General features: G+C 39.8%; 24 protein-coding genes (1 of these 24 only partly in view). 15 read left to right on the top strand and 9 right to left on the bottom strand.

Features of this window, described 5'->3' with window-relative positions:
• Positions 1–32: the beginning of a hypothetical protein gene (locus tag E2H97_RS12305; RefSeq protein ID WP_133407413.1), read on the bottom strand. It extends 376 nt beyond the left edge of the window; only the first 32 of its 408 coding nucleotides appear in the window; it begins with the start codon at positions 30–32; the stop codon falls past the left edge of the window.
• Between the two features lie 249 nt (positions 33–281).
• Here E2H97_RS12305 and rnm point away from each other — a divergent pair, with 249 nt between their 5' ends.
• Together rnm and E2H97_RS12295 are read left to right on the top strand one after the other, a co-directional pair.
• Positions 282–1,145, top strand: a complete 864-nt coding sequence (gene rnm, locus E2H97_RS12300) for an RNase RNM (protein WP_133407412.1) — start codon at positions 282–284, stop codon at positions 1,143–1,145.
• Entirely contained in the window at positions 1,142–1,759 is a 618-nt protein-coding gene (locus E2H97_RS12295) for an L-threonylcarbamoyladenylate synthase (RefSeq protein ID WP_133408639.1), read from the top strand. The genes rnm and E2H97_RS12295 overlap by 4 nt, the downstream gene beginning before the upstream one ends.
• 55 nt (positions 1,760–1,814) lie before the next feature.
• Here E2H97_RS12295 and E2H97_RS12290 read toward each other — a convergent pair whose 3' ends face one another.
• The gene (locus tag E2H97_RS12290) at positions 1,815–2,240 is read right to left on the bottom strand and encodes a hypothetical protein (protein ID WP_133407411.1); all 426 of its coding nucleotides are present in this window, start codon (positions 2,238–2,240) and stop codon (positions 1,815–1,817) included.
• A gap of 355 nt (positions 2,241–2,595) precedes the next feature.
• Between E2H97_RS12290 and E2H97_RS12285 the strand changes: the two genes are divergently transcribed.
• The 3 genes from E2H97_RS12285 to rluB are packed head-to-tail and all read left to right on the top strand — an operon-like array spanning position 2,596 to position 4,881.
• Positions 2,596–3,384, top strand: coding sequence for a segregation and condensation protein A (locus E2H97_RS12285; protein ID WP_133407410.1), 789 nt, complete (start codon positions 2,596–2,598; stop codon positions 3,382–3,384).
• Positions 3,385–3,407: 23 nt separating this feature from the next.
• Entirely contained in the window at positions 3,408–4,010 is a 603-nt protein-coding gene (gene scpB / locus E2H97_RS12280) for an SMC-Scp complex subunit ScpB (protein ID WP_133407409.1), read from the top strand.
• Complete coding sequence (gene rluB, locus E2H97_RS12275; RefSeq protein WP_133407408.1) at positions 4,003–4,881, top strand: 23S rRNA pseudouridine(2605) synthase RluB; 879 nt, start codon at positions 4,003–4,005, stop codon at positions 4,879–4,881. Before scpB ends, rluB begins: the two co-directional genes overlap by 8 nt.
• A gap of 89 nt (positions 4,882–4,970) precedes the next feature.
• Here rluB and E2H97_RS12270 read toward each other — a convergent pair whose 3' ends face one another.
• Positions 4,971–5,708, bottom strand: a complete 738-nt coding sequence (locus E2H97_RS12270) for a YciK family oxidoreductase (RefSeq protein WP_133407407.1) — start codon at positions 5,706–5,708, stop codon at positions 4,971–4,973.
• A 258-nt stretch (positions 5,709–5,966) separates the two neighbouring features.
• Between E2H97_RS12270 and E2H97_RS12265 the strand changes: the two genes are divergently transcribed.
• The 3 genes from E2H97_RS12265 to E2H97_RS12255 all read left to right on the top strand — a co-directional run bounded on the left by E2H97_RS12265 (position 5,967) and on the right by E2H97_RS12255 (position 10,805).
• The gene (locus tag E2H97_RS12265) at positions 5,967–8,666 is read left to right on the top strand and encodes a VolA/Pla-1 family phospholipase (protein WP_133407406.1); all 2,700 of its coding nucleotides are present in this window, start codon (positions 5,967–5,969) and stop codon (positions 8,664–8,666) included.
• A gap of 86 nt (positions 8,667–8,752) precedes the next feature.
• Positions 8,753–9,766, top strand: coding sequence for a protease SohB (sohB, locus tag E2H97_RS12260; protein WP_170308299.1), 1,014 nt, complete (start codon positions 8,753–8,755; stop codon positions 9,764–9,766).
• A 124-nt stretch (positions 9,767–9,890) separates the two neighbouring features.
• Positions 9,891–10,805: an AEC family transporter gene (locus E2H97_RS12255; RefSeq protein ID WP_133407404.1), complete on the top strand. Its 915-nt coding sequence runs from the start codon at positions 9,891–9,893 to the stop codon at positions 10,803–10,805.
• Positions 10,806–10,847: 42 nt separating this feature from the next.
• Here the strand turns inward: E2H97_RS12255 and E2H97_RS12250 are convergent, their stop codons facing one another.
• Together E2H97_RS12250 and fur are read right to left on the bottom strand one after the other, a co-directional pair.
• Positions 10,848–12,557 (bottom strand): hypothetical protein, encoded by a 1,710-nt coding sequence (locus E2H97_RS12250; RefSeq protein WP_133407403.1) that lies wholly within the window; start codon positions 12,555–12,557, stop codon positions 10,848–10,850.
• A gap of 361 nt (positions 12,558–12,918) precedes the next feature.
• A complete protein-coding gene (gene fur, locus E2H97_RS12245; RefSeq protein ID WP_133407402.1) occupies positions 12,919–13,350 on the bottom strand; it encodes a ferric iron uptake transcriptional regulator in 432 nt (143 codons plus the stop codon).
• A 234-nt stretch (positions 13,351–13,584) separates the two neighbouring features.
• On the opposite strand from fur, the gene E2H97_RS12240 reads away from it, so the two are divergent.
• Positions 13,585–14,340, top strand: coding sequence for an NAD-dependent deacylase (locus E2H97_RS12240; RefSeq protein WP_246028996.1), 756 nt, complete (start codon positions 13,585–13,587; stop codon positions 14,338–14,340).
• Here E2H97_RS12240 and bioA read toward each other — a convergent pair.
• A complete protein-coding gene (gene bioA / locus E2H97_RS12235) occupies positions 14,337–15,662 on the bottom strand; it encodes an adenosylmethionine--8-amino-7-oxononanoate transaminase (RefSeq protein ID WP_133407401.1) in 1,326 nt (441 codons plus the stop codon). The two genes, E2H97_RS12240 and bioA, sit on opposite strands and share 4 nt — an antisense overlap.
• Positions 15,663–15,760: 98 nt before the next feature.
• Between bioA and bioB the strand changes: the two genes are divergently transcribed.
• From bioB to bioD, 4 genes are read left to right on the top strand one after another with little or no spacing between them, the layout of a single operon-like run.
• Positions 15,761–16,813 carry a biotin synthase BioB gene (bioB, locus tag E2H97_RS12230; protein WP_133407400.1) on the top strand — a complete coding sequence of 351 codons (1,053 nt, stop codon included), beginning with the start codon at positions 15,761–15,763 and terminating at the stop codon, positions 16,811–16,813.
• A 14-nt stretch (positions 16,814–16,827) separates the two neighbouring features.
• On the top strand, positions 16,828–18,057 hold the full coding sequence (locus tag E2H97_RS12225; RefSeq protein WP_133407399.1) for an aminotransferase class I/II-fold pyridoxal phosphate-dependent enzyme: 1,230 nt from the start codon (positions 16,828–16,830) through the stop codon (positions 18,055–18,057).
• Entirely contained in the window at positions 18,047–18,820 is a 774-nt protein-coding gene (bioC, locus tag E2H97_RS12220) for a malonyl-ACP O-methyltransferase BioC (RefSeq protein ID WP_133407398.1), read from the top strand. The genes E2H97_RS12225 and bioC overlap by 11 nt, the downstream gene beginning before the upstream one ends.
• A 1-nt stretch (position 18,821) precedes the next feature.
• Positions 18,822–19,508 (top strand): dethiobiotin synthase, encoded by a 687-nt coding sequence (gene bioD, locus E2H97_RS12215; RefSeq protein ID WP_133407397.1) that lies wholly within the window; start codon positions 18,822–18,824, stop codon positions 19,506–19,508.
• A gap of 371 nt (positions 19,509–19,879) precedes the next feature.
• Here bioD and ykgO read toward each other — a convergent pair whose 3' ends face one another.
• On the bottom strand, positions 19,880–20,023 hold the full coding sequence (gene ykgO / locus E2H97_RS12210; RefSeq protein ID WP_133407396.1) for a type B 50S ribosomal protein L36: 144 nt from the start codon (positions 20,021–20,023) through the stop codon (positions 19,880–19,882).
• A gap of 20 nt (positions 20,024–20,043) precedes the next feature.
• Positions 20,044–20,304 (bottom strand): type B 50S ribosomal protein L31, encoded by a 261-nt coding sequence (locus E2H97_RS12205; protein ID WP_133407395.1) that lies wholly within the window; start codon positions 20,302–20,304, stop codon positions 20,044–20,046.
• Between the two features lie 211 nt (positions 20,305–20,515).
• Between E2H97_RS12205 and E2H97_RS12200 the strand changes: the two genes are divergently transcribed.
• Positions 20,516–21,532 carry an IS110 family RNA-guided transposase gene (locus E2H97_RS12200; RefSeq protein WP_133406963.1) on the top strand — a complete coding sequence of 339 codons (1,017 nt, stop codon included), beginning with the start codon at positions 20,516–20,518 and terminating at the stop codon, positions 21,530–21,532.
• Positions 21,533–22,142: 610 nt separating this feature from the next.
• Here E2H97_RS12200 and pepE read toward each other — a convergent pair.
• Positions 22,143–22,853, bottom strand: a complete 711-nt coding sequence (gene pepE, locus E2H97_RS12195) for a dipeptidase PepE (protein ID WP_133407394.1) — start codon at positions 22,851–22,853, stop codon at positions 22,143–22,145.
• A 220-nt stretch (positions 22,854–23,073) separates the two neighbouring features.
• On the opposite strand from pepE, the gene htpX reads away from it, so the two are divergent.
• Positions 23,074–23,937, top strand: coding sequence for a protease HtpX (htpX, locus tag E2H97_RS12190; RefSeq protein ID WP_133407393.1), 864 nt, complete (start codon positions 23,074–23,076; stop codon positions 23,935–23,937).
• The last annotated feature ends 2 nt before the right edge of the window (positions 23,938–23,939 follow it).

Raw genomic sequence — 23,939 nt, 5'->3', positions numbered from 1 at the left:
ATTGCTAAAAACAAGAGTCTTTTAAATACCATTTTATATCTCCTCTATAAAGTCAGAGCTAGATAATCTAATTTGCGCTTACGCAGTAGGCTATATTGATTTACGATTGCTCAAAAGACCATATATGGTTATTTAATTCTTTTTGAGTATAAGTGGAGTAATTTCTTACTTCTTTTATTTATTGATACTTGAATAAATCCACTGTAATCCTGCCTTAATCTTCAACATGAGTACTGAAATAGCTGTATCTTTTTATTGAACTATTCCGTTACAATGGATGTATGGAAAATCAAGATACCCTTATCGATTTACACGCTCATACAACCGCTTCTGATGGACAATTAACTCCTACTGAATTGATTGATAGAGCAGTTAAGAATCAAGTAAATATTTTTAGTATTACAGACCATGATACAGTTGCAGGCCTTGCGGAGGCTCATGCACATATTGCTAAGAATAACCTGCCAATAGAGTTAATTAATGGTGTAGAAATTTCTACTAATTGGGAGAATCACGATATCCACGTTGTTGGATTGAATATTGACCCAGAATGTTTTGAACTTGATACTTTTCTAAGTAAACAACGTAATTTGAGAAATGAGCGAGCCATTGAAATTGGGCGAAGACTTGAAAAATCAGGTGTGGTTGGAGCTTATGACGGTGCTAAATCCTATGCAGGAAATGCAGCGCTAAGTCGCGGCCATTATGCGAGATGGCTTGTAGATAATGGTTATGCTAAATGCGTAGGTAGTGTATTTAAAAAATACATGTCGAAAGGGAAAACAGGTTACGTTCCTAACAATTGGCAAAGCATAGAAAATGCCATTGAAATAATTCATTTAGCAGGAGGTCAGGCCGTTTTGGCACACCCAAGTGGCTATAAGTTTTCTCCTAAATGGTTAAAGCGTCTAGTACGAGAGTTTAAAGAAGCTGGAGGTGATGCGATTGAAGTCGTATTAGGGCAGCAGTCATTAAATGATAGAGCAAATTTAATTGCGTTGAGTCATCAAAATCAATTGATGGCCTCGCTTGGTAGTGATTTTCATTTCCCCGGTGGTTGGTTAGATCTTGGAAAGAATATGTATCAACCCAAGGGTGTTAATTGGATTTGGGAATCAGAAAAGTGGAAGAGCAGCATAGCATGAGCCAATTTTTTTATATTCATGAGGAAAATCCGCAACCTCGCTTAATTAGCCAAGCGGTCAATATCTTAAAGCAAGGTGGGGTTATTGCCTATCCAACTGATTCTGGTTATGCCCTTGGGTGTTTGATTGGCAACAAAGATGCCATGACACGTATTACTCGGATTCGTAAAATTGAGCATGACCATCACTTCTCTTTAATGGTCCGTGATATGTCTGAGCTTGCTACATATGCAAGAGTTGATAATCAAGCATTTCGCTTATTGAAATCTTGCACTCCAGGCCCTTATACATTTATTTTTAAAGCCACTAAAGAAGTACCAAGGCGTTTACAGTCTGAGAAGAAAAAGACGATTGGTATTAGAGTGCCAAGCAATGTGATTGCACTTGCTTTGTTAGAAGAACTTGATGAGCCTTTAATGTCTACAAGTTTAGTTATGCCTAATGAAGATTATGCAGAATCAGATCCTGAGAATATTAGAGATATGCTTGAACATCAGGTTGACTGCATTATCCATGGTGGTTATTTGGCTCAAAATCCGACATCTGTTATAGACATGTCTGATGGCATTGAAGTGATACGTGAAGGTGTAGGGGATATTAGTATTTTTCAATAGTATCACGTGTATAGTCACTACACTCACAAAGCTCCGTGAGTGTAGTTGTACAATGCTATCCTTTGCCTTTCACCCAAGGAGCACACTTATCATACCCACATTGCAAACCAAGTTTGTCTTCAATTGCTCCATCATATATAGCTTTATTCGTCTCTAGATTTGTTACAGTCACATTAATTACAGTGTCCTTATCAAAAGTGTAATAAACAAACATGCCCTGATGAGACACTATTATATCTGGGGTCGCTTTTTTACCATCGATTTTTACTTCTAAATCAGCTGTTTTATTTGGGTTTGATATTGGTATGCATGATACAAAAGTACCTTTATGTTGCTTAGCATACTTACAAAACGCTTTCGCAGACTTGAAATTTGTAAAGTTGCTGGATGGAGTTGACACTTGTTGAGGCGTTGTCGCTGCCGCCTGACAAAAAGGGCTTAGGAAAATGAATGCAATTGTAGGAACTAGCTTTTTAAACATGAGATTTACCTCTTTATCTGTTGATAGATAGTTACACGACTTTAAATCCCTAAGTACAAAGTGTTTTGATAGCGTACTCTTTGGCTGTTTCCCCCTAATTACAATAGAGTATGAGTATCCATACTCTATAAGAAGTAAAGTTCTATATTCAACATATACAAAGTACTAAGTAATCCATTTCAATGCTTGTTCAGTGCTAGTTAAGATTAATTTCCAATTTAATCTTGAATGATTATTAGTTGAGAACTGACAATCGCCAATGAGAGAGCAGCATATCCATCTATATTCCAATAGATAACCTGAGTATATACAGATATAATTACACTCTAATGGACTGGCTGATAGAGGAAAGTTAATGCAGGTAACTCAACAGAGTTTGCCCTTGGCAGTTGTTCGAGGGAAAAGTTTTGATGAAATGCCAGCAGATTTATTTATTCCTCCTGAAGCACTGGAAGTTTTTTTAGAGGCTTTTGAGGGGCCTTTAGATCTACTTTTATACTTAATCCGAAAACAAAAGCTGGATATTGTTGATCTTCCTATACATGAGATCACATCGCAATACCTAGAATACATAGAGTTACTCACAGACGCCCGTATTGAATTAGCTGCTGATTATTTAGTTATGGCTGCAACGCTTGCAGAGATCAAATCAAGGTTACTATTACCTAAACCTGAATTGGATGATGGGGAAGAGGAAGATCCTAGAGCTTTATTGATTCGTCAGTTAAAAGCCTATGAAACCATTAAGCAGGCGTCTAGTGATATAGATGAGTTACCGAGGTTAGAACGAGATATATTTACTTCAAGTCTTGAGCCTGAGAGTGAGGTGGAGATTAAACAGGTTCCTCCCGAGGTATCATTAACAGAGTTAGCCAGAGCATTTGCTGAAGTGTTAAAGCGTGTAGAGGCTAATGAACATCATCATGTTCAAAAAGAGGTCTTATCGACACGGGAACGTATGGTTGAAATCCTTGGAAAACTGAGCACTGAGCGCTATACACAATTTCAAGAGTTGTTTCATGTTGAAGAAGGTCGTGCTGGAGTTATTGTTAGCTTTTTAGCCATTATGGAACTAGTAAAAGAGTTGTTAGTTGAGCTGGTTCAAACTGAGCCCTTATCCACAATTTATGTCAAAGCATACTAGATAATTTCTAGGCGAGAGCAAAAATGAAGATCAATGCGATACAACTTAAACAACTTATTGAAGCGAGTCTTTTTGTCAGCTCTAAACCTCAAACTCTGACACAACTGAAAGAAAATGTGCTGTCTGATTTTGTTGTGTCCCGAGATAAAATTAAAATAGCTCTTACTGAATTACAGCAAGATTATCAAGAAAGAGGAATCCAACTGGTTCAAGTTGCTGGTGGTTTCCGATTTCAAACGGCTGAGTTTCTTAGCCCAATGTTGCAAACAATATGGGAGAAAAAATCTCCTAAATCTCCTAAATATTCTAAAGCAACACTTGAGACATTAGCGGTTATCGCTTATCAACAACCCGTTACTCGTGGAGATATCGAGAAGGTTAGGGGCGTTACGGTTAATAGTCACATTATGAAAACACTTACGGATAGGCATTGGATTAAAACAGTAGGTCACAGAGAAGTGCCGGGGCGTCCTGCATTGTACGCAACAACTACTGAGTTTTTATCTTATTTTGGGCTTAGCAGCTTAACTGAGTTACCCGCTTTATCCGATCCTGAATCATTACAGGCATTGTTTAATCCAAAAATTAGCGTGCCTGAAACAAAAGAAGAGTCAACTAATGAGTGAAAAATTGCAGAAAGTCTTGGCCCGTGCAGGCCATGGCTCCCGTCGTGAGATGGAGGCATGGATTGCTGCAGGTCGAGTTAGTATTGACGGAGAAATCGCTACAATTGGTGATCGTGTAGAATCTGATGCAAAAGTTAGAATTGATGGGCGAGCGGTTTCTATCAAGTCATCTGAAGACGTGATTTGTCGAGTTCTTGCTTATCATAAACCTGAAGGGGAAATTTGTAGCCGTAAAGATCCTGAAGGCCGTACCACTGTTTTTGAGCGTTTACCTAAAGTTCGAGATGGGCGTTGGGTTGCAGTAGGCCGATTAGATATTAACACTTCAGGTTTATTGCTATTTACCTCAGACGGTGAACTTGCAAACCGTTTAATGCATCCATCTCATGAAGTTGAGCGTGAATATGCGGTGAGAACCTTTGGCGAAGTTACAGATGCTAATATTCAACACCTGAGAATGGGAGTGATGTTAGAAGATGGCCCTGCTAATTTCGATAAAGTAAAAGCCGCTGGTGGTGAAGGCATTAACCAATGGTGGCATGTTACCTTAAAAGAAGGTCGCAATCGTGAAGTCAGACGTTTGTGGGAGTCTCAAGACGTACAAGTTAGCCGTTTGATACGGGTGCGTTATGGCATGATTGAACTGCCTAAAAGCCTTCCTCGAGGTGGTTGGGTAGAATTACCACTTGAGCAGGTCAATTATCTTAGACAAATGGCTGGTTTAGTACCAGAAAATCGCACTTTCTTAGGTACAGATAAACACAGTACAGATAGAGCTAAAAAAGTGAAAAGTGCAAAAATTCGTCGAGCTGTTAGAAAACATAGTACTGTTTCAAACGCTCGGAAAAAGCCTTCGAGACAGAGGGGATAGCTTTAAGTTAATGACTTCAGCATTAACCGTTAGTTAATTTTCTTTAATAAAAAAAGGAGTCGATCGACTCCTTTTTTGATTTTAAAAAGCTATTGAGCGTTTAACTCTTGACCATTTACATCTTTAGAATCTTCAGACATTAAGTATAAGTATGCTGGCATAATTTCTTCAGGGGTCTTTAGCTTTAATGGATCTTCACCTGGGTAAGCTTTAGCACGCATTTCGGTTCGTGTGGCGCCTGGATTTATTGAATTAACTCTTACAACTGAGCCTTCACATTCATCAGCAAGCACCTGCATCATTCCTTCTGTCGCAAATTTTGAGATAGCATATGGACCCCAGTAAGCACGGCCTTTGCGACCCACGCCACTTGAAGTAAACACAATTGAAGCTGAATCAGACTTACGCATTACAGGTAATAGCGCTTTTGTTACCATGATTTGAGAAGTAACGTTGATTTTGAAAATGTCTTCTGCGGTTGGGATATCAATGTGCTCAAAAGGCCCTAATGCACCAACGATACTTGCGTTATGAAGCAATCCATCCAGCTTGCCGAACTGCTCTTCAATGGTATCTGCCATATCCTTGTAGTTTTGCTCGGTAGCACCTTTTAAATCTAAAGGAATGATGGCTGGTTGTGGATAACCCGCTTGCTCAATTTCATCATAAACGTGCTCAAGTTTTTTTACTGTTCTACCTAGTAAAATCACGGTAGCACCATACTCGGCATACTTTATTGCGGCTGCTCGACCTATGCCGTCTCCTGCACCTGTTACCAGAATTACTTTCCCCGAAAGAGAACTTTGTTCTGCTTGGTATTCTAACATTTGATACTGCCTCCAATTTTATAGAATGCCCGTCTATTAAACGTTTGATAGAATTGTCTTCTAGTGTTTTAAACAGGTGTCCTGTTTTTTGAACATATTTAGTTTTAGTCAAATTGACAAAATTATGGCTAACCTATTAATTTTGAGTTAACTTGAACCATTAAAGAACAAAAAAATGCCCATTCAAATCACGATGCTTCTATTGTGACTTTTTTTTGGGAAAAACAAAATTCGTTCTCGTAAAATAGAGGAAAAAAGATGAAAAAACTATTACTTGGCACAGTAATAGCGTCAGCACTAGGCTTAACTGCATGCGGTGATGGTAGTATTGACGATATTGCAAAGAACCCGACTCCATTGATTCCGCAAGCCACTTTAGTATTTGATCCTGCGAATTCTTCTGTCCCGCTTCCAAATGACTTGCTATTTAATGGCACTACTGATGGTACTTTAAACGTGCCAGGTGAAGGCCCTGGGAAATATACTAATCCACAAGTAGCTTTGGGCGCGCTTGATGGTTGGTCAACCACAGAACCTATTAACATTAAAGTTAATCTTCCTACAAAGAATAAGAATGATGAAGCTGTTGATTTAGGTATTTCAGAAGCATCTGTAAAGCAGGCTGGCGCAATCCGAGTGTTTGAAGCAACAGTTGGTGGTGTTTTGTCTTCTGATGCTAGCTGTAAAAGCAAACCTTCTCTTAGTGCTTGTAAGGTTGGCTCTGAATTGCAATACGGCACTGACTTTACAACCGCTGTATCAGGTAACCAAATTTCTGTCGTTCCTCTTAAGCCTTTAAAAGCGAATCAATCATATCTCTATGTAGTCACAACGAAAGTTGAAGATACTGAAGGTCGAGCAATCGGTCCTTCCACTACTTATAATGCTCTTAAACTTGATGTGAAAACCAATCCATTGGGTACAGATCAGCAGCGCACCTTACAAACAGTAGTAAACAGCTATGAGGCTGGTGTCTCAAAAGAAGTCGATCCGAAAAGCATCACTTATGCTGGTCTATACACAACTCAATCTGTAGCTAATGTGTTTGAAACAGCTAAAGCAAAAATGGCGGCTGATTTCCAAGGTTACATTACGGAGCTAACTGCATATCAAAAAGCGGGTAATACGCCAGATGCTACGTATTTAAGTGGATTAAGTAAGAAATATCCATACGCGCCAACCGTTGTTCCTGGTAGTGTTAAGCAAGTTATGAACGGTGATGCACCAGCAACTGCTGCCGATCGGTTAAAAATCACTGAACCATCATTAGAGAAAACGATCTTAGACAATGCAATTGTCTATAGCGCTAAACTTAGATTACCTATTTATAGCGAATGTTCGTCGGTTCAGTGTAAAGAGCGTGATGCGGCTAATAATCCAACAGGTTTCTGGAAAGCTGCTGGTGATAGTCCTCTAGCTGTATTGTCTGCAATTAAGTCTGGAGGTCTTTCTCAAGCTAAATTTGCTCAGCAAGCGGTAGCACAAGGGTTAACGCCTGCACAAGTGGCTCAAGTACAAACTAATCCATCACTTCTTGTTGGAAAGACATTTAAACTTGATAACGGTTCTCCAGTTGATTCAGCACAAATGCTGACTAAGTTCAATCCATTACCTGCGATTCGTAAAGACGATCAAGGTAACTTTGAATATGAAACAGTAGATGTGCAAATTACCATTCCTAAAGAATCAGATGACGTGAAAATGCCTACTGCAGGCTTCCCTGTAACGATTGCAATGCATGGGATTTCGGCTGTAAAAGAAATGGCTCTCGTGTATTCAGGTACCTATGCATCTAAGGGCGTTTCTACTATCGCAATTGATTTACCTTTACACGGTGGTCGCTCTTACCGTGAAGGTAATTCTGGGCCTTACTTAGTCAGTGCAACTTCACCTGACAGTGTTAAAAGATTACTGCCAGATAGCTACCAAGACTTTAAAGGTTCGGCAACGACCTTTGTAAATATTGGTAGCCCTTTGACCATTCGTGATAACTTCCGCCAAGGGATCATGGATGAATTGGCTTTACGTTTAGCGTTGCCTGTTATTTCACAGCAGCTTAAAGGCGCGAATAGTGCTTGGGCAACTAATGACGCTGTTAAAACAGTTTTAGATGTTAATGGCGTTACTGCTCAAGGCTTAAGCTTGGGTGCTATGATTTCAGCTGACTTCAGTGTTTACGCTAATTCAGGTATCGTTAACCCTGCGACAGGTAAAAAATTAGATACTAACCCTTATGCAATCAGTGGTGTGTCTTTAGTTGCGCCAAGTGGTGGTTTAGCAGCAAGTTTTGCTGGTTCTAATACCTTTGGTCAAACTCTATACCAAGCGCTTCAATCTAATCCTCAATTCTCTAAGTTAGTTACAGATGCGGCAAAAGCTAAGAACATCTCGAAAGAGGATGACCCTGATGCTTATGAAGCTTTACAACGTCAAGTGTATGTTGGTTTCATCCCACAATTTGGTTTCGCTGTACAAACCATCATAGATTCGATTGATCCAATCAACTATGGTGCGGCAATGAAGGCGATGAACATTCCGACTCACCTGATTGAAATTGTAGGTAACGGCAATGACAATCCTTCAGATCGCGTTCTACCAAACCGTTTCAACGGCTTGCCGATTTCTAAAGATGTGACTTTACCTCTAAAAGGTTTCCCATTAGCAGGTACAGAGCCACTCATTAGTGCAATCGGTTTGAAGTGTGTTAGTAAGAAAGGTGATATTGTAGATGGTAAACCTGTGGGTGTAGCTGGAAGTGGCGCAGTTCGCTTTGTTAAAGGTGCACACAGTACACTGGTTAACCCTTCGAGTGAGTTTAACTCAACGCCTAATACTGACTTCTTAACGGTTTCGCTAGAAATGCAGAGTCAAGTAATTGCCTTTGCTAAAAGTGCTCATGCTGGTAAGCCACAAATCTTCATTAATAGTGGAGATGATGTGATTAAGCCGTGTGAATAAGCGTTAAATAAATTAGCAAGAGCCCGGCAGATGTCGGGCTTTTTTTGTTACAATCGTAATCAAAATTTTTACTCTTGGAGTTACCTTTGGAATTTTTATACGAATACGGATTATTTTTGGCTAAAGCCGTGACTTTAGTATTGTCGATCCTAGCTGTGGTTTTAGTCGTAGTTGCAGCAACAGGAAAGCATAAAAGTGAAAAAGGTGAGTTAAAAATCACCAATATTACAGATAAGCTAAATGATCTTGTTCACGGCTTAAAAGAAGAAATGTTGGATAAGAAAGCCTTTAAAGCCTACGAAAAAGAGCTAAAAAAACAAGAAAAAGCGGAATCAAAAAATGAAGATGTAGCAAAGCCAAAGAGCTTTGTCATTGACTTTAAAGGCAGTATTGATGCCCATGAAGTTTCGTCGCTTCGTGAAGAAGTAAGCGCAGTACTTGCTATCGCAACCAAAGAAGATGAAGTCATTGTTAATGTTGAAAGTGGCGGTGGCATGGTACACGGCTATGGTTTAGCTTCCAGTCAATTAGATAGAATACGTCAAGCAGAAATCCCACTAACAGTTTGTGTAGACAAAGTTGCAGCAAGTGGTGGTTATATGATGGCGTGTGTGGCTAACCATATTTATGCAGCACCATTTGCCATTGTTGGTTCAATTGGAGTTGTAGCTCAAATTCCGAATTTTAATCGTTTACTGAAAAAGCACGATATTGATTATGAGCAACATACTGCAGGTGACTTTAAGCGTACTTTGACTGTGTTTGGTGAAAATACTGAAGAAGGTCGTAAGAAGTTCCAACAAGAAATTGAAGAAACTCATGAACTATTCAAAGATTTTGTGACTCAATATCGTCCAGAGCTTGCGCTAGAAAAAGTGGCAACTGGTGAACACTGGTTTGGTAAACAAGCACTTGAGTTAGGCTTGATTGATGCTATTCGCACCAGTGATGATTTAATCATGAAAAAAGCTCAAGAAAGAACGGTCTACAAAGTTCAGTATCAAATTAAGAAAAAACTATCAGATAAGTTCGCTCACGGTGCATCGTTAACGTTAAATGCAATTGTTAATCGACTAGCTGAGAGAAATCGTCCTTTATAATTTGTTGTATTAAGTGCCGGCTGTTTTGATTTGGCTATACTCATTTGAACGAAGCGAATTATTTTTTACGTATTGAGGTTGCTTTTTAAAGCAACCTCGAAATTTTTATAGCAAATGGTGTTACATGCTATCTTCAACAATTTTCCCTTTACTTATTGTTATTAGCTTGGGGTATATCACTACCAAGTTTAAATATTTTGATGAAGCTGGCATTAAGGCGATTACGCGCTTATTTTTTTATATTTGTATTCCAGCCTTATTATTTAGCCACATGGCAAAGGCAGATGTTTTGCATATTGCAAATACTGACGTGCTGTTAGCTTTCTATGCATCTATGACTGTATCTTTTGGTCTTTATTTCATTCTTTGTCGATATATCAAACGAACGAAGGCAGAAAGCGCTGTATCAGCGCTAGGTGCTAATTATTCAAATGTGCTCTTGGTTGGTTTACCAGTAATCTTAATAGTGCTAGGAAAAGAGTGGGCTGCAGAAGTTTTCGTTGTGATATTGTTTCACAGTTTGTATTCTTTTACTGTTACCTATTTCTTCGTCGCTGAGCGAGGAGACACTGCATTATTAACAATAGTTAAAATAGCAAGGTCTGTGTTTTGTAATCCCGTGGTTTTAAGCATCAGTCTAGGGGCAATGTTCAGTGTGCTTAATATCCCATTACCTGATGTGGTCGAAACACCCGTAGAGTTACTATCCAGCTCGGCTATTGCTGGTGGGTTATTTGTTTTAGGTGCCAACCTTTATTTATTACAAGATAAGTGCAATTTCAATACGTCCATAGTCCAATCTTTATTTAAATTATTTGTATTGCCGGCAATTGTATATTTTGCGGCGACTCATATATGGCTGGTCGATAATGAGCATAGATTTATTCTGGTTATTTTAGCGGGGTCACCTGTTGGAGTTAATGCCTACTTGTTGGCTCACAATTCAAAAATATTAGAAGCAGAAATTGCTGGTTCTGTATTCATTTCTACCGTGTTATCAATGTTTAGCTTCAGTTTTTGGCTGGCTGTTTTATTGTAAAATTCATCTTCTTGGCGTTGCATTATCAAAGCACTATACAGTTTAGTGCTCTACATGCTCTAGATAAAAGTATGTGAGTTTTAGCTTCTCTTGGATGGAAAGTTTCTCCCAAGGTGTTGTGCATGCTTTTTCAGCTGTCTGATATACATGTGTTAGAAAACGCAGTCGAAGTACATCCTGGTGTACGTTAAGACCTTTACCTTGGTCAGTTTGATTGTTAAATACCATGCAAGAGCTTTGATCTTCCAAACTCTTATTTATTCCAGGTTTTTGAAATTCTTTTCTTATTTTGAAAAGCATACTGTTAATATGGGAGTTAATATCAGCTATTGATTCCAAATTCATATGGTTGAATTGAAAAACAAAGGCAAAAAAGATGATCCCTTTTATTAAGCTATCGGTCATCATAAGCTGCTTTTGTTGTGGAATATCATCCCATGTTTCTAAAACTGAATCGAATAATTCATCTAAGCTAATGAAGTAATCATCGGGTGTTTCAAAATCTGGAATTCGATAAATTGATAATTTCTCACCCTGCTGAGCATCATGAAACCAATATAAAAGAAGTAACTGATTTACTACTGATAGTTCTGGAGATAACTTAGGCTCTACGCATAAGTAATATTGCCTCATAACGCTAAAGCTATCTGGAGCTGGAATATGGGATTGAACAGCTAATTCATGAAGATTATCGTGATAAGGGGGATAGCTACAAGGGAAGTGACTGCTATGAATGAAAGACGATGGAGTCTTTACTAAGGACACTGGTACCATCGATGTGAACGAAAAGTGGGTGATTTCTGGAATAGAAAATTCACTAAAACTATAAAAATATATTTTATAATATTGATTTTTAATTAAATCATTTTGTATGGCTAAAATGCCAAAATTATCCAATTCATTGGTAACTGGAACACATGTTATTGAACTAATAATATTGCATCTAGCGATAGACGTTCTTTCTGGTTCAACTAAAGTATCAAGTGTCGGTATTTGCAGTAGAGCCATGATTGACAATGATGTGTTGATTTTTTTGTCTGCAGCCAGCATACGATGTGAGTCATCCCAATTTTGCTTCGTATGGGCATATCGAGAAAAAAAGAGTTGTTGAATAAGAGGGAACATAAGGCATAGCTTTGTTGAAGCTGAATATGGGAAATTACGTTTTCTGAGTTCGCACAAAAGTGAACGAAAGCTTTCCAATCCAATTCTGTCATCAACTTGAAGGGGGTCTACTTGTAAGTATTCATCTACTTCTTGCAGCATGTCGGTTGTTGTATGTTCAATACCAATCATAGGCAACGGACAGCCTGCTTGCAGTTTTTGTACACATAAATCACCAAATTTTTGAAATAAATCGTCATCATGTCTTAGCACTATCTTTGTTGTAAAATCTTTTGGGTGCCATAGTGCAGGGTTAGGCTCTCCCATTAGCCGAATAGCTGTATGCATAACTGATTGTTCAGCTTTAACAGAGGCCGCAGATTCTGTTATGGTTTTAGTTTGTGGAGTAAACGATGTCGACAAGACGGTATAAGCTGGAACTTTAGTTTCTGGATTATCTGAACAACTGTTTTGTGAATTTGTTCTCGACGAGAGAGACGAATGGAATTCTCCGATAGTTACACTCGGAGAGGTAATAGGTGACATTTCATAGCAATCTTCTCTATGAGCTGCAGTCTTAATGGTTACTGTCTCGCGCAAATAACCCATTGCTTTGAAAATTGGGTTTAAGGCAGGGAAACTAAACATCAGCCTGAAAATTAACGGTGTTTGGATGCAAAGTATTTTATCAAAAAGGTTTACTGTTGTTACGTTAAGGTTTATTTATATTTAAATGAATAGGGGCGAAATGGGAAAGAATTAACAATTAGAACCTAGCACTATTTCAAGTGCAAATTGTATTAAATCTGAGCTCAGCATGATTAGCGTTACTATTGAAGATAAACTATAAGTTCAATTTACGGTGTAGCTTTTTTGTTTCAACTGTGCTTTCTGTTTTGAGTTATAGCGGCTGGTTGTGGGTTTTGGCTAGGTAACCTGAGCTCAGGTTAGATAATAAAAAAGCCAGTAAATACTGGCTTTAGTTATTCAGTTTGAATCAACTTAATGTTTATTCGTCACCATGATCACACTCATCATTAGTGCAATGACCATAAAGGTACAAACTGTGGTTGGTTAGCTTAATATTGTATTTTTCTGCAATTTCAAGCTGACGTTGTTCAATCAGATCATCGTTAAATTCAAAAACCTTTCCGCATGATAAGCAAACAAGGTGGTCATGGTGATGCTGAGTAGCCAATTCAAATACTGATTTACCGCTTTCAAAATGGTGACGTGTCACTATGCCTGCATCATCAAATTGGTTTAGTACTCGGTAAACTGTGGCAAGACCTATTTCTTCGCCAATGTCTAGCAAGCGCTTATAAAGCTCTTCGGCACTAATGTGTTGATTCTCTGGTTCTTGCATCAACTCTAAAATTTTAACTCTTGGCAGAGTAACTTTTAGTCCAGCTTTTTTTAGGGCTTGATTTCCATCTGTCATCGTTAATCTCTTGATTGCAGAACCATACGGTTCATCCGTGGGTATGAGATTTATTATAAAGACAAAAATAAAAACTTAAACCTTTGAATTCCATCGCCGGCTAATTTAGTTTGTTTTTTTAACAATTAATGATAATTTGGATTTATTTTCAACAGTATAGCCTTTAAGAAAATATGGGTATTAAGGATTAATACTTATAAAAAATAAGGACATTATTATTCAAGGAGGTCAATAATGATGGAAACCGATTTCCGCAATGCGAACATTGTTGTACTCACTGGTGCAGGAATTTCAGCGGCATCAGGGTTGAGTACATTTCGAGATCAAGGTGGGTTATGGGAAAAGTATCCTGTGGAAGACATTGCTTCACCTGAGGGCTATCAACGAGATCCTGAACTAGTCGAATCATTTTACAATGCCCGACGTGCACAATTAGACGCTTCTAACGTGGCGCCTAATGCGGCTCATTTTGCTCTAGCCAAGCTAGAACAGGAGCATCAGGGGCGTTTGCTTTTAGTTACCCAGAATGTCGATGATCTTCATGAAAGAGCGGGTTCTAATCAAGTTTTACATATGCACGGAGAGCTGAGAAAAGCATGCTGCCCTGTAACCATGCAGCCCTTTTTTATGGAACAGCCATTTTCAGCTGAGAATGTGTGTCAGTGTTGTGAAAAACCACAAAGGCTTCGCCCAAATATTGTGTGGTTTGGAGAAATGCCAATTGGTATGGGCGAGATTGAGCAAGCATTGACTGAATGTGACTTATTTATATCGATAGGAACTTCAGGCACTGTATATCCTGCTGCTGGCTTCATAAGGCTAGCAAAAGCCTTCGGTGCCGAAGCGATTGATATTAATCTTGAGCCAAGTTATAGCTCGCCATTCAATATTTTTATGCAGGGTTGTGCAACTCAACAGGTTCCCAGAATGGTAGAGTCAATTTTAAGTGGAGAACCTATTGAATCTACTGCTGAGGAAGCACTTATTTAACCATGACTGATGAAATGTTGAGTTGGGGTGACTTTTTCCTTACTCAACATTTTGGCGACTTTCTTCATTGCGCTGGTGAGTTTTGTAAGCTGAGGCTTTGAGATGACGTATGGTGGCATAATATAAACGACACTGCCAAATACTCGAATCCAAACACCTAGCTCAAGAAAATAAGGTTGTAATTCCGCAGCAGACAATGAACGGTTGATTTCAATTACACCTGTAGCGCCTAATACTCTGACGTCTTTTACTGCTGAAAATTGTTTTGCCTCAGCCAACTCTTCTTTCAGCTGAGCTTCAATTGAAGCCACTTGTTGTGGCCATTCATTATTATTGAACAGCTCTAAACTTGCATTTGCTGCAGCACACGCCAGAGGGTTAGCCATAAAGGTTGGACCATGCATAAATACCCCCGCTGGTGAGTCACTGATACCTGCGGCAACTTCATCAGTACACATAGTCACTGCTAGACTGATGTATCCACCCGTTAAAGCTTTACCTACACAGAATAAGTCGGGCGTGATTCCAGCATGTTCATAGGCGAAAAGCGTGCCTGTTCTACCAAAACCTGTTGCGATTTCATCTATGATCAACAAGATATCAAATTCGTCACATAGCTTTCTCACACCTGTTAAATAATCAGGGTGATAAAAGTACATTCCTCCAGCCGCTTGGTGGATTGGCTCAATGATCATCGCTGCTAGACTTTGGTGATGTTCCTCAAAAGAAGTTCTAAGCTTAGCGAGATCTGAAGCGACATTGGTATTGTCGTCAATGCTGCTGGTGGGTGAAGGTGTAAATACTTGTTTGGGTAAAATGGCATCAAACATGGTATGCATACCATTGTCAGGATCGCATACACTCATTGCGGCAAAAGTATCACCGTGGTAGCCGCGCTTGATCGTAGCAATTTTCTGTTTGTGTGGTTTGTCTCTACCTTGCCAATATTGAATCGCCATTTTCAATGATACTTCGACAGCAATGGAGCCGGAGTCTGCAAAAAATACTTTAGTTAAAGGCTCACATGTCATGTCGACTAATTGCTTAGCTAAATTAACCGCAGGCTCGTGAGTGATCCCGCCAAACATCACATGAGGTAAGGTTTCAAGTTGTTGCTTCATTGCAGACACAATATGTTCGTTGCAATAGCCGTGAACACAAGACCACCAAGAACTTGTCCCGTCAATTAAGCGTCGACCGTCTTCCAATATCAATTCACACCCTTTGGCAGACTTGACTCCCGTTACTGGAAAGGGGTGTTTCATTGAGGTGTATGGATGCCAAATATGTTGTTGATCGAAAAGATAATCTATTTTGCTCATAAAATAACCAATAGTAAAGCATTGCCACTGGTTGGCGTTGACAGGACAAGGGTGTTCGCTATCCTAGCTGAGAAATAAATGAAATAAAAGGGCTTGCTATGACGCAGTTAGAATGTCGCAACGATTGGAAGAAAGAAGAAATTGAAGCGCTATTTCAATTGCCTATGAATGATTTGTTGTTTAAAGCACATTCAATTCATCGTCAAACATTTGATCCAAACGAGATCCAGATCAGTCGTTTATTATCGATCAAAACAGGTGCCTGCCCTGAAGACTGTAAATATTGTCCACAAAGTGCTCGTTACGATACTGGTTTAGAAAAAGAGCGCTTAATGGCGATGGAAACGGTACTTACCGAAGCGAAAAGTGCAAAAGAGGCGGGTGCAACGCGTTTTTGTATGGGCGCAGCTTGGCGTAACCCTAGAGAACGTGACATGCCATACCTGACCCAAATGGTTAAAGAAGTAAAAGGTATGGGTATGGAAACCTGCATGACCTTAGGTATGCTATCACCAGATCAAGCCAGTGAACTTGCCGATGCAGGCTTAGACTACTATAACCATAACCTTGATACCTCGCCTGAATATTATGGTGACGTGATCACCACTCGCACCTACCAAAACCGTTTAGATACCCTTGATAATGTTCGTGCAGCAGGCATGAAGGTATGTTCTGGTGGCATTATGGGTATGGGTGAAGAAACGAAAGATAGAGCAAGTTTATTACAACAACTCGCAAACTTAGATAAACACCCAGAATCAGTACCTATTAACATGTTGGTAAAAGTGGCAGGCACGCCATTTGCGGAATTAGATGATCTTGACCCATTTGAGTTTGTTCGTACTATCGCTGTTGCCCGAATTCTAATGCCGTTGTCTCGCGTGCGTTTATCCGCGGGTCGTGAAAACATGACTGACGAGTTACAAGCTATGTGTTTCTTTGCTGGCGCTAACTCTATTTTCTATGGTTGTAAGCTTCTCACTACACCAAATCCTGAAGAAAACCATGATATGACGCTGTTTAGACGTCTAGGTTTAAAGCCAGAGAAAGGTATTGCGACTGAACTTGATGACGATAAAAGTATGCTTGAAAAAGCGGTAGCGAACCGTGATAAGGCTGAAATGCAGTTTTATGATGCGGCAGCGCTGTAACTGAGCGAGAGCCTATGTCCTCAAAGCTAAATGCTAAGCTTAATTCCGAATTAAAAAAACGAAAACAAGCCAACTTGCTGCGTCAGCGGCAGTTGGTTGATGCGGTTTATGGTTCCCATATTCACATTGATGGCAAAGAGTACATTAACTTCAGCAGCAATGATTATCTTGGGTTAAATCAGACTTCAGAACTGATCGAAGCGCAACAACAAGCAGCGAAAAAATACGGGGTTGGCAGTGGTTCTTCGCCATTGGTGACGGGTTACAGTCAGGCTCATCAAGACTTAGAACAATACCTTTGTGAGTTGACAGGACATCAAGCTGCAATGGTGTTTACCTCCGGTTTCAGCGCGAATCACGGTTTGATGTCAGCGTTATTTGATAAGTCTGATGTTGTGGTGGCTGACAAACTTATCCATGCTTCCTTGATTGATGGTTTAAGGCATTCTGGTGCAAAGTTAAAACGCTTTAAGCATAACTCTGTAACCGATACTGAACGCTTATTGGCAAGTAATGATGTGACGGCTTTAGTCACTGAAAGTGTATTTAGCATGGACGGTGATTGCGCGCCGTTACAAGAATTGTCTGCATTATGTAAGCAGTACAACACTCATCTAATTGTTGATGACGCTCATGGCTTTGGTGTGTTGGGACAAACCTTAGGTTGTGCGGCAAAGAAAGTAAAAATTGATATTCAAATAGTCACCTTTGGTAAAGCCTTAGGGTGCCAAGGTGCAGCGATATTAGGTAGCCAGCAATTGATTGATTACCTGAGTAATCATTGTCGAGACTATATTTATTCAACGGCATTATCTCCAGCCAGTGCGGCTGTAGCTCTTAAATCTATTCAGCTTGCTATTACTGAACCTCAACGTCAAACAGCATTAATTGAAAATATTGCTTATTTTCGTAAAAGAGCAGAGCAGCTTGAGTTGCCAATATTAGACTCATCAACCCCAATCCAAGGTATTGAAATTGGTGAACCCGAGCAGACATTGCAATTTGCAAATTTGATGAAACAAGATGGTTTGTGGGTTGGCGCCATTAGAACACCGACAGTTCCAGTAGGTACTGATAGGCTTAGAGTCACGATTACGGCTCAACACTCAAGATCAGACATTGATACTTGTGTCGAAGCCCTATCAAAAAACTATAAACAATTAACACAAACAGCTATTCATCACGGTGAGCAAATGTTAGCAAAAGGAAATGGGTTAGCAGAAGGAAGTGATTATGCTAGCTGAGCGTTGGATCACCGAGCCAAGTGCTTTTATTGAACTCAACAACGTTCAATCCGCTTTTTCAAAAGCTGCCAAAAGCTATCACCATCATAACGTGTTGCAACGATTCAGTAGTGATAGATTACTCTCTCAAGTTGAGCTAAAAGACACAGTTTTAGACTTAGGTGCAGGACCGGGCACTAGCTATCAAAGTAAAGACGCCCAAGTATTTTGCATAGATATCGCACATACCATGCTGACGACATTGAAGCAGAACTACCCAGAATATCATGCCATTCAAGGTGATGCTCATAGTTTGCCGTTTCAAAATTGTTCGATTGACTTTTTAGTTTCAAATGTAGCTTTGCAATGGTGTCATGATTTTAATCAAGCCATTACAGAAGCGGCTAGAGTCATCAAGCCAAATGGTGAGCTACACATAAGTATGGTTGGTAATGACAGCTTAAATGAATTGACTCAGCTTGGATTAAGAGCGAATGACTTTCTTAGTATGAGTGAATACGCATCTGCCTTTAAAGCTTATGAGTGGCGAGATGTTGAAGTAATTGAGTATAAAAAGGTGTGTTATTTCGACTCTTTCAAAGCGTTGCTTTATTCCATCAAAGGTGTCGGCGCATCCGTACCCAGTAATCAATTGAATCACTCTGTGGCTTTACGTGGCAGAAAAGATTGGATGAGGTTAGTCGAGCGAGCGGAATTACTACGAACACCCCAAGGTTTGCCGTTGACTTACAATATTGTTCAAATTCGTGCAATAAGGGCGTGATATGAAATACTTCATTACGGGTACAGATACCGATAGCGGTAAGACGTTGGCTGCTTCTGCGATTTTAATTGCAGTTAATAATCATGCTCGCAATCAAAATAAAATCATATCAACACTAGGCATTAAACCTATCGCCTCTGGCTGTGAGCAAACAGAAGAAGGATTAAGAAATAGCGATGCACTATCGCTGATTTCAGCCATGAACTCAGAAGTCGATTATCAAACCGTTAATCCAATCAGTTTTGAGCCAGCAATTGCACCTCATATTGCAGCAAAACAAGTCGGTTTTGAATTAACCGCAGACAAGGTGGAAGCTGTTTTTCGTCAAATCCCACAAGCTGACTTTACTTTGATCGAAGGGGCTGGTGGTTGGCGATTACCACTCAATGACGGTAAGTATTTGTCGCAGGTTGTAGAGAAACAGAAGTTAGCAGTGATTTTGGTTGTTGGCATGAAATTGGGTTGTTTGAACCATGCTGTTTTAACGCAAGAAGCTATTCTAGCTGATGGATTAGAAATCGCTGGTTGGGTAGCGAACCATGTTGACCCTGATATGTTGCAACAATCTGAAAATTTAGCTTTTTTGAAAAACGCTATTAAGGCACCTTTGTTAGGGGTAATCCCTTATTTGGCTGATGCTTCGGTTGAGAGGGCTGCTGAGTATTTGGATGTTAGTGGGTTGTTGTAGGTAGAGTTTTTTATATTACTTCCTGATACGGCGTATCAGTCAGCTAAAGTCGTGGGTTTACCACCCACACCCGTGAAAGAGGGGGAACATCAGCATTCCCCCTCTTACATCTCCCCGTGCCGCCCCACGAAGCTGAGCGTTTCGGTGATAATTGAATAAATGGCTAACGTCTCTGATGGTACATCCATGTACCTCAGAGACTAGCTCGACGTCCATGTCGAGCTCACGCCATTTTATATTCAATTAACCCCTAAACAGCTTCAAGGGGACTCAGGTTACCTCTTCGATTTGAGGATACTAAAACTTGGGTGCTAGCTTATTTTTGGACAAATCCTAGCTAGAGAAAAGATCATTTCTCTAGCATTAAATCATTATTTAGATTTTCTTGCAGAACCTTGACGAGCCTTTAAGCGGGGATTGCTTTTGCATATTACGTAAATCTTGCCTCGACGTCTGACAACTTGACAATCTTTACTACGACTTTTCGCGCTCTTCAGTGAACTAAGTACTTGCATAATATAAGCCTCCTAACTCTTCAATGAGAACTAGAACCAGCAAAACCAAAACGTTTATTGAACTGTGCAACTCTACCTTCTGACTTGGTTTGTTGTTTTTCTCCTGTATATACTGGATGAGATGCACTAGAAATATCTAAGTGAATCAATGGATAAATATTTCCATCCTTCCAAGTAACTGTCTTATCACTTTTACAAGTAGAGCGGATCAGAAAGTCAGTGCCTGAACTGGAATCTCTAAAAACAACATAATTATATTCCGGGTGGATACCTTTTTTCATAAATTTTCACCTCGTCATTTTGATACGTTATAACACTCCAAAAGGTATCTGTATTGAATAATCCTTTCAATCCTAAAATCAATTATTAGAGATTTTATACTTCCATAAAAGATTAAATTGATATGAAGGGTTGGCACGCTTAATGAGATGGTACGTCCCTCCCTGCATACAGTTAAACTGCAACTGATGTAGCCTTTAAAGGAAGTGCCAAATGAATACTCCACACATTATTGGAATCGACTTAGGTAAAAACTCTTTTCATTTAGTTGGCCATGACCAATCTGGTCAACGGTTATTTAAGAAAAAGCTTACTCGCCAAAAGCTACTCGAATTTTTGGCATTTCATGAGCCGGTGATCATAGCTATGGAATCGTGCGGCGGCTCTCACTGGCTCGCGAGAAAATGTTCTGAGTTTGGACATACTGCTAAGTTAATCCCTCCCCAATATGTAAAGCCATACGTTAAAACTAATAAAAATGATTTCATTGATGCCGATGCTATTGCTGAAGCCGCTTCTCGACCAACTATGAGGTTCTCGTCTCCAAAAACAGAATCAGCTCAAGTTATCTCGACCATTCAAAAAATTCGTAATGGGTATATTAGAGAGCGAACCGCATGCATGAACAGAATAGGCTCAATTCTTCTTGAATTCGGGATAAGTTTGCCAAAAGGACACTCTATTATGAAAGGTCTGTTTCAATGGCTAGCTGATAAGAATCAACATCTTCCACCCCTAATTGTTTTTGAGTTAACAGAGTTACATGAACACTATCTGAACCTTAATGAGCGTATAGCATCACAAGCGAATAAAGTTGAGAGAATTCTTGCTGATAATGAGCAAGTTAAACAATTACAAAGTATCCCAGGCATAGGTCCTGTTGTCGCAAGCGCTTGTGTATCATCTGTTAGTGAACCAAGCGACTTCAAAAATGGACGAAATTTCGCAGCATGGATTGGGCTTGTTCCCCTCCAGCACTCTACAGGTGGAAAAACCATATTACTTGGAATATCAAAACGTGGAAATAAAGAGCTGAGAACACTATTCATCCATGGTGCGAGGTCTATTTTGTGGCGAGATAAATCTGCAGAGAAATACTTTGGTTCATGGCTTATCAACCTTAAAAAACGAAAGCCTTTTAACGTTGCTGTAGTTGCATTAGCCAACAAAATAGCCCGTATAGCCTGGGCAGTTTTAGTCAATAAAAAGTCTTTTGAAATCAGAATATAGCCAAAATTTGCAGTGAGAGTAAAAGATGACACAACGGTTAGACCACCAGACTGATGACCTGTTGCCCCAAACAGCAATGTAAAATGCTTTTCGCTTTGTGAGGACAGTCTGGCGCATACCTCATCATAGAGCTGAGACTAATGAAGGTCTCAAAAAGACTCTGAATATATTAGCGCAAATCAGCTCGTTATTTTTAACTCTAGTTGCAATAACGGGACGTACCATATATTGGGGCAAAAATGATTCAGGTTACTCCAGATACTCTTGCAGTCTTCAATTTTTCCCCCTTCGAAGCTGTTTCTAATGTGATTGAATGAACAATGGCGTAAGCCCGACATGGACGTCGGGCTAGGCTCTGGGGTTCATGGATGTACCATCAGAGACGTTAGCCATTTATTCAATAAGACCTTAAACGTTTAGCTTCGTCGGGGCGGCACGGGGAGTAGTTAGAGGGGATTTGCTGGAGAACCCCCTCTAACACGGGTGTGGGTGGTAAACCCACGACTTTAGCTGATTGATGCGCAGCACCAAGAAGTGCCGTTGGGTATGACCCTAAGGTGTTAATTACACACAGTACCAAAACTAACTAGAGGCTTCGAAACCTCGAAAGTTAACCCAATAAATGCGATAAATCCGAGCCAACAGGGATTGGGATCTCTTGTTGGTCACCACTAAACAAATACGCTTCTTTATTACCCAATAAACTCAACTTATCACCTTGGCGATATAACGCTGTGCCTTCGGCAATACCAACCACAGGCGTGTGTGGGTCGACCATAGTGAACTCTAATAAACGTTGAGCGCGAGTTTCACCATTATGACCCGGAGCTTGGTAATTGGTGTAATGTGGATTTAGCTGAAACGGTAATAAACCTAATGCATTAAACGATGGTGGCTCAATGATTGGCATATCATTGGTCGTACGAATACTTAAGCCTGTGATGTTAGAGCCAGCACTCCAGCCGATATATGGTTTACCTTGATTAACCTTGTCTTTGATCAGTTGCAAAATGTCTAAGCGGTATAGCTCATTTAATAAATGGAAGGTGTTACCGCCACCAACCATGATGCCGTCAGCTTGTTCAATTGCTTTTTTGGGATCAGCATGATTATGAATGCTCGACACTTCGATATTCAATTCAGCTAATGCGGCAACCACAATATCGGTATAGGTATCGTAATTAATACTTACACCCGCATAAGGAATAAATAACCATTTCTTAGCGTTTTCAGTCAGAGGCTTGATAAACGGAATTGCATGGCTCAAATAGGGCGTATCTTCAGCTTTTGAGCTGCTTAACAGTAGCGCATTAATGCTCATTTTGTATTTTCCTTAAAACAAATTATTTCGAAAGTGTATCAAAATCATCAGGATTAAAAATCCACTTGATCATGTTTATGAGGAGATGTTGAGCTTTGTGGATTAAAAAACAAACACGAAAGGCCAGCAGACCCTTTTTTAAACCGAAAAGCCTTGAAATTTCTTTATTGAGACATATTATGTCTTTGTGTGATCGATGTCTGCTTTTTTGGAGAATAAAATGAAGCGTGTGATGTTGTTGATATTGACCAACTTAGCCATTTTAGTTGTGGCTTCGATTGTGATGTCAATATTAGGTGTTAATACAAAGAGCATGGGTGGTCTACTGATTTTTGCTGCTATGTTCGGGTTTGGTGGTTCTTTCATTAGCTTGAAAATTTCTAAGTGGATGGCGAAGAAAACCATGGGTTGTGAAGTGATTGCTTCACCTCGTGATGAAACAGAACGCTGGTTAGTTGATACAGTAGCTCGTCAAGCTGAGCAATCTGGCATCAAAATGCCTGAAGTTGCAATTTACAACTCTGGCGAAATGAATGCATTTGCTACTGGTCCAAGCAAAGATAATGCCCTAGTCGCAGTAAGTACTGGCTTATTATACGGCATGGAAAAAGGTGAGATTGAAGCGGTATTAGCTCACGAAGTTAGCCACGTTGCTAATGGTGACATGGTTACTCTTACTTTGATCCAAGGTGTTGTGAATACTTTTGTTATTTTTGCGGCACGTGCGATTGCTCAAGTCATTGATAATTTTGTCGCAAGTGATGACGAAGAAGGCGAAGGCATGGGCTTTTTTGCTTACATGGCTGTAGTATTCGTACTTGATATGATTTTAGGTATTCTTGCTTCTACTATCGTTGCTTACTTCTCTCGTATCCGTGAGTTTAAAGCGGACGAAGGTGCAGCTAAATTGGTTGGTAAAGATAAGATGATTGCGGCTTTAGAGCGTTTACGCCAAGGTCCTGCTACTGGTGAAATGCCTGCTCAAATGTCAGCATTTGGTATTAACGGTAAGAAATCGATGGCTGAACTTTTGATGAGTCACCCGCCATTAGAAAAACGTATTGAAGCGTTAAGAAATCAATAATT

It is taken from the genome of Parashewanella tropica, assembly GCF_004358445.1.
Lineage (GTDB): Bacteria > Pseudomonadota > Gammaproteobacteria > Enterobacterales > Shewanellaceae > Parashewanella > Parashewanella tropica.
This window is presented reverse-complemented; position numbering and strand designations above follow the sequence as displayed.

Excerpts from the sequence above, each read along its gene's own strand:
- E2H97_RS12225 (WP_133407399.1), top strand. The coding sequence starts at position 16,828 with ATGTCCTCAAAGCTAAATGCTAAGCTTAATTCCGAATTAAAAAAACGA.
- E2H97_RS12290 (WP_133407411.1), bottom strand. The coding sequence starts at position 2,240 with ATGTTTAAAAAGCTAGTTCCTACAATTGCATTCATTTTCCTAAGCCCT.
- scpB (WP_133407409.1), top strand. The coding sequence starts at position 3,408 with ATGAAGATCAATGCGATACAACTTAAACAACTTATTGAAGCGAGTCTT.
- bioC (WP_133407398.1), top strand. The coding sequence starts at position 18,047 with ATGCTAGCTGAGCGTTGGATCACCGAGCCAAGTGCTTTTATTGAACTC.
- bioD (WP_133407397.1), top strand. The coding sequence starts at position 18,822 with ATGAAATACTTCATTACGGGTACAGATACCGATAGCGGTAAGACGTTG.
- E2H97_RS12250 (WP_133407403.1), bottom strand. The coding sequence starts at position 12,557 with ATGTTTAGTTTCCCTGCCTTAAACCCAATTTTCAAAGCAATGGGTTAT.
- bioA (WP_133407401.1), bottom strand. The coding sequence starts at position 15,662 with ATGAGCAAAATAGATTATCTTTTCGATCAACAACATATTTGGCATCCA.
- htpX (WP_133407393.1), top strand. The coding sequence starts at position 23,074 with ATGAAGCGTGTGATGTTGTTGATATTGACCAACTTAGCCATTTTAGTT.
- E2H97_RS12265 (WP_133407406.1), top strand. The coding sequence starts at position 5,967 with ATGAAAAAACTATTACTTGGCACAGTAATAGCGTCAGCACTAGGCTTA.
- E2H97_RS12205 (WP_133407395.1), bottom strand. The coding sequence starts at position 20,304 with ATGAAAAAAGGTATCCACCCGGAATATAATTATGTTGTTTTTAGAGAT.
- bioB (WP_133407400.1), top strand. The coding sequence starts at position 15,761 with ATGACGCAGTTAGAATGTCGCAACGATTGGAAGAAAGAAGAAATTGAA.
- E2H97_RS12255 (WP_133407404.1), top strand. The coding sequence starts at position 9,891 with ATGCTATCTTCAACAATTTTCCCTTTACTTATTGTTATTAGCTTGGGG.
- E2H97_RS12240 (WP_246028996.1), top strand. The coding sequence starts at position 13,585 with ATGATGGAAACCGATTTCCGCAATGCGAACATTGTTGTACTCACTGGT.
- E2H97_RS12200 (WP_133406963.1), top strand. The coding sequence starts at position 20,516 with ATGAATACTCCACACATTATTGGAATCGACTTAGGTAAAAACTCTTTT.
- fur (WP_133407402.1), bottom strand. The coding sequence starts at position 13,350 with ATGACAGATGGAAATCAAGCCCTAAAAAAAGCTGGACTAAAAGTTACT.
- E2H97_RS12270 (WP_133407407.1), bottom strand. The coding sequence starts at position 5,708 with ATGTTAGAATACCAAGCAGAACAAAGTTCTCTTTCGGGGAAAGTAATT.
- pepE (WP_133407394.1), bottom strand. The coding sequence starts at position 22,853 with ATGAGCATTAATGCGCTACTGTTAAGCAGCTCAAAAGCTGAAGATACG.
- E2H97_RS12295 (WP_133408639.1), top strand. The coding sequence starts at position 1,142 with ATGAGCCAATTTTTTTATATTCATGAGGAAAATCCGCAACCTCGCTTA.
- ykgO (WP_133407396.1), bottom strand. The coding sequence starts at position 20,023 with ATGCAAGTACTTAGTTCACTGAAGAGCGCGAAAAGTCGTAGTAAAGAT.
- rluB (WP_133407408.1), top strand. The coding sequence starts at position 4,003 with ATGAGTGAAAAATTGCAGAAAGTCTTGGCCCGTGCAGGCCATGGCTCC.
- rnm (WP_133407412.1), top strand. The coding sequence starts at position 282 with ATGGAAAATCAAGATACCCTTATCGATTTACACGCTCATACAACCGCT.
- E2H97_RS12285 (WP_133407410.1), top strand. The coding sequence starts at position 2,596 with ATGCAGGTAACTCAACAGAGTTTGCCCTTGGCAGTTGTTCGAGGGAAA.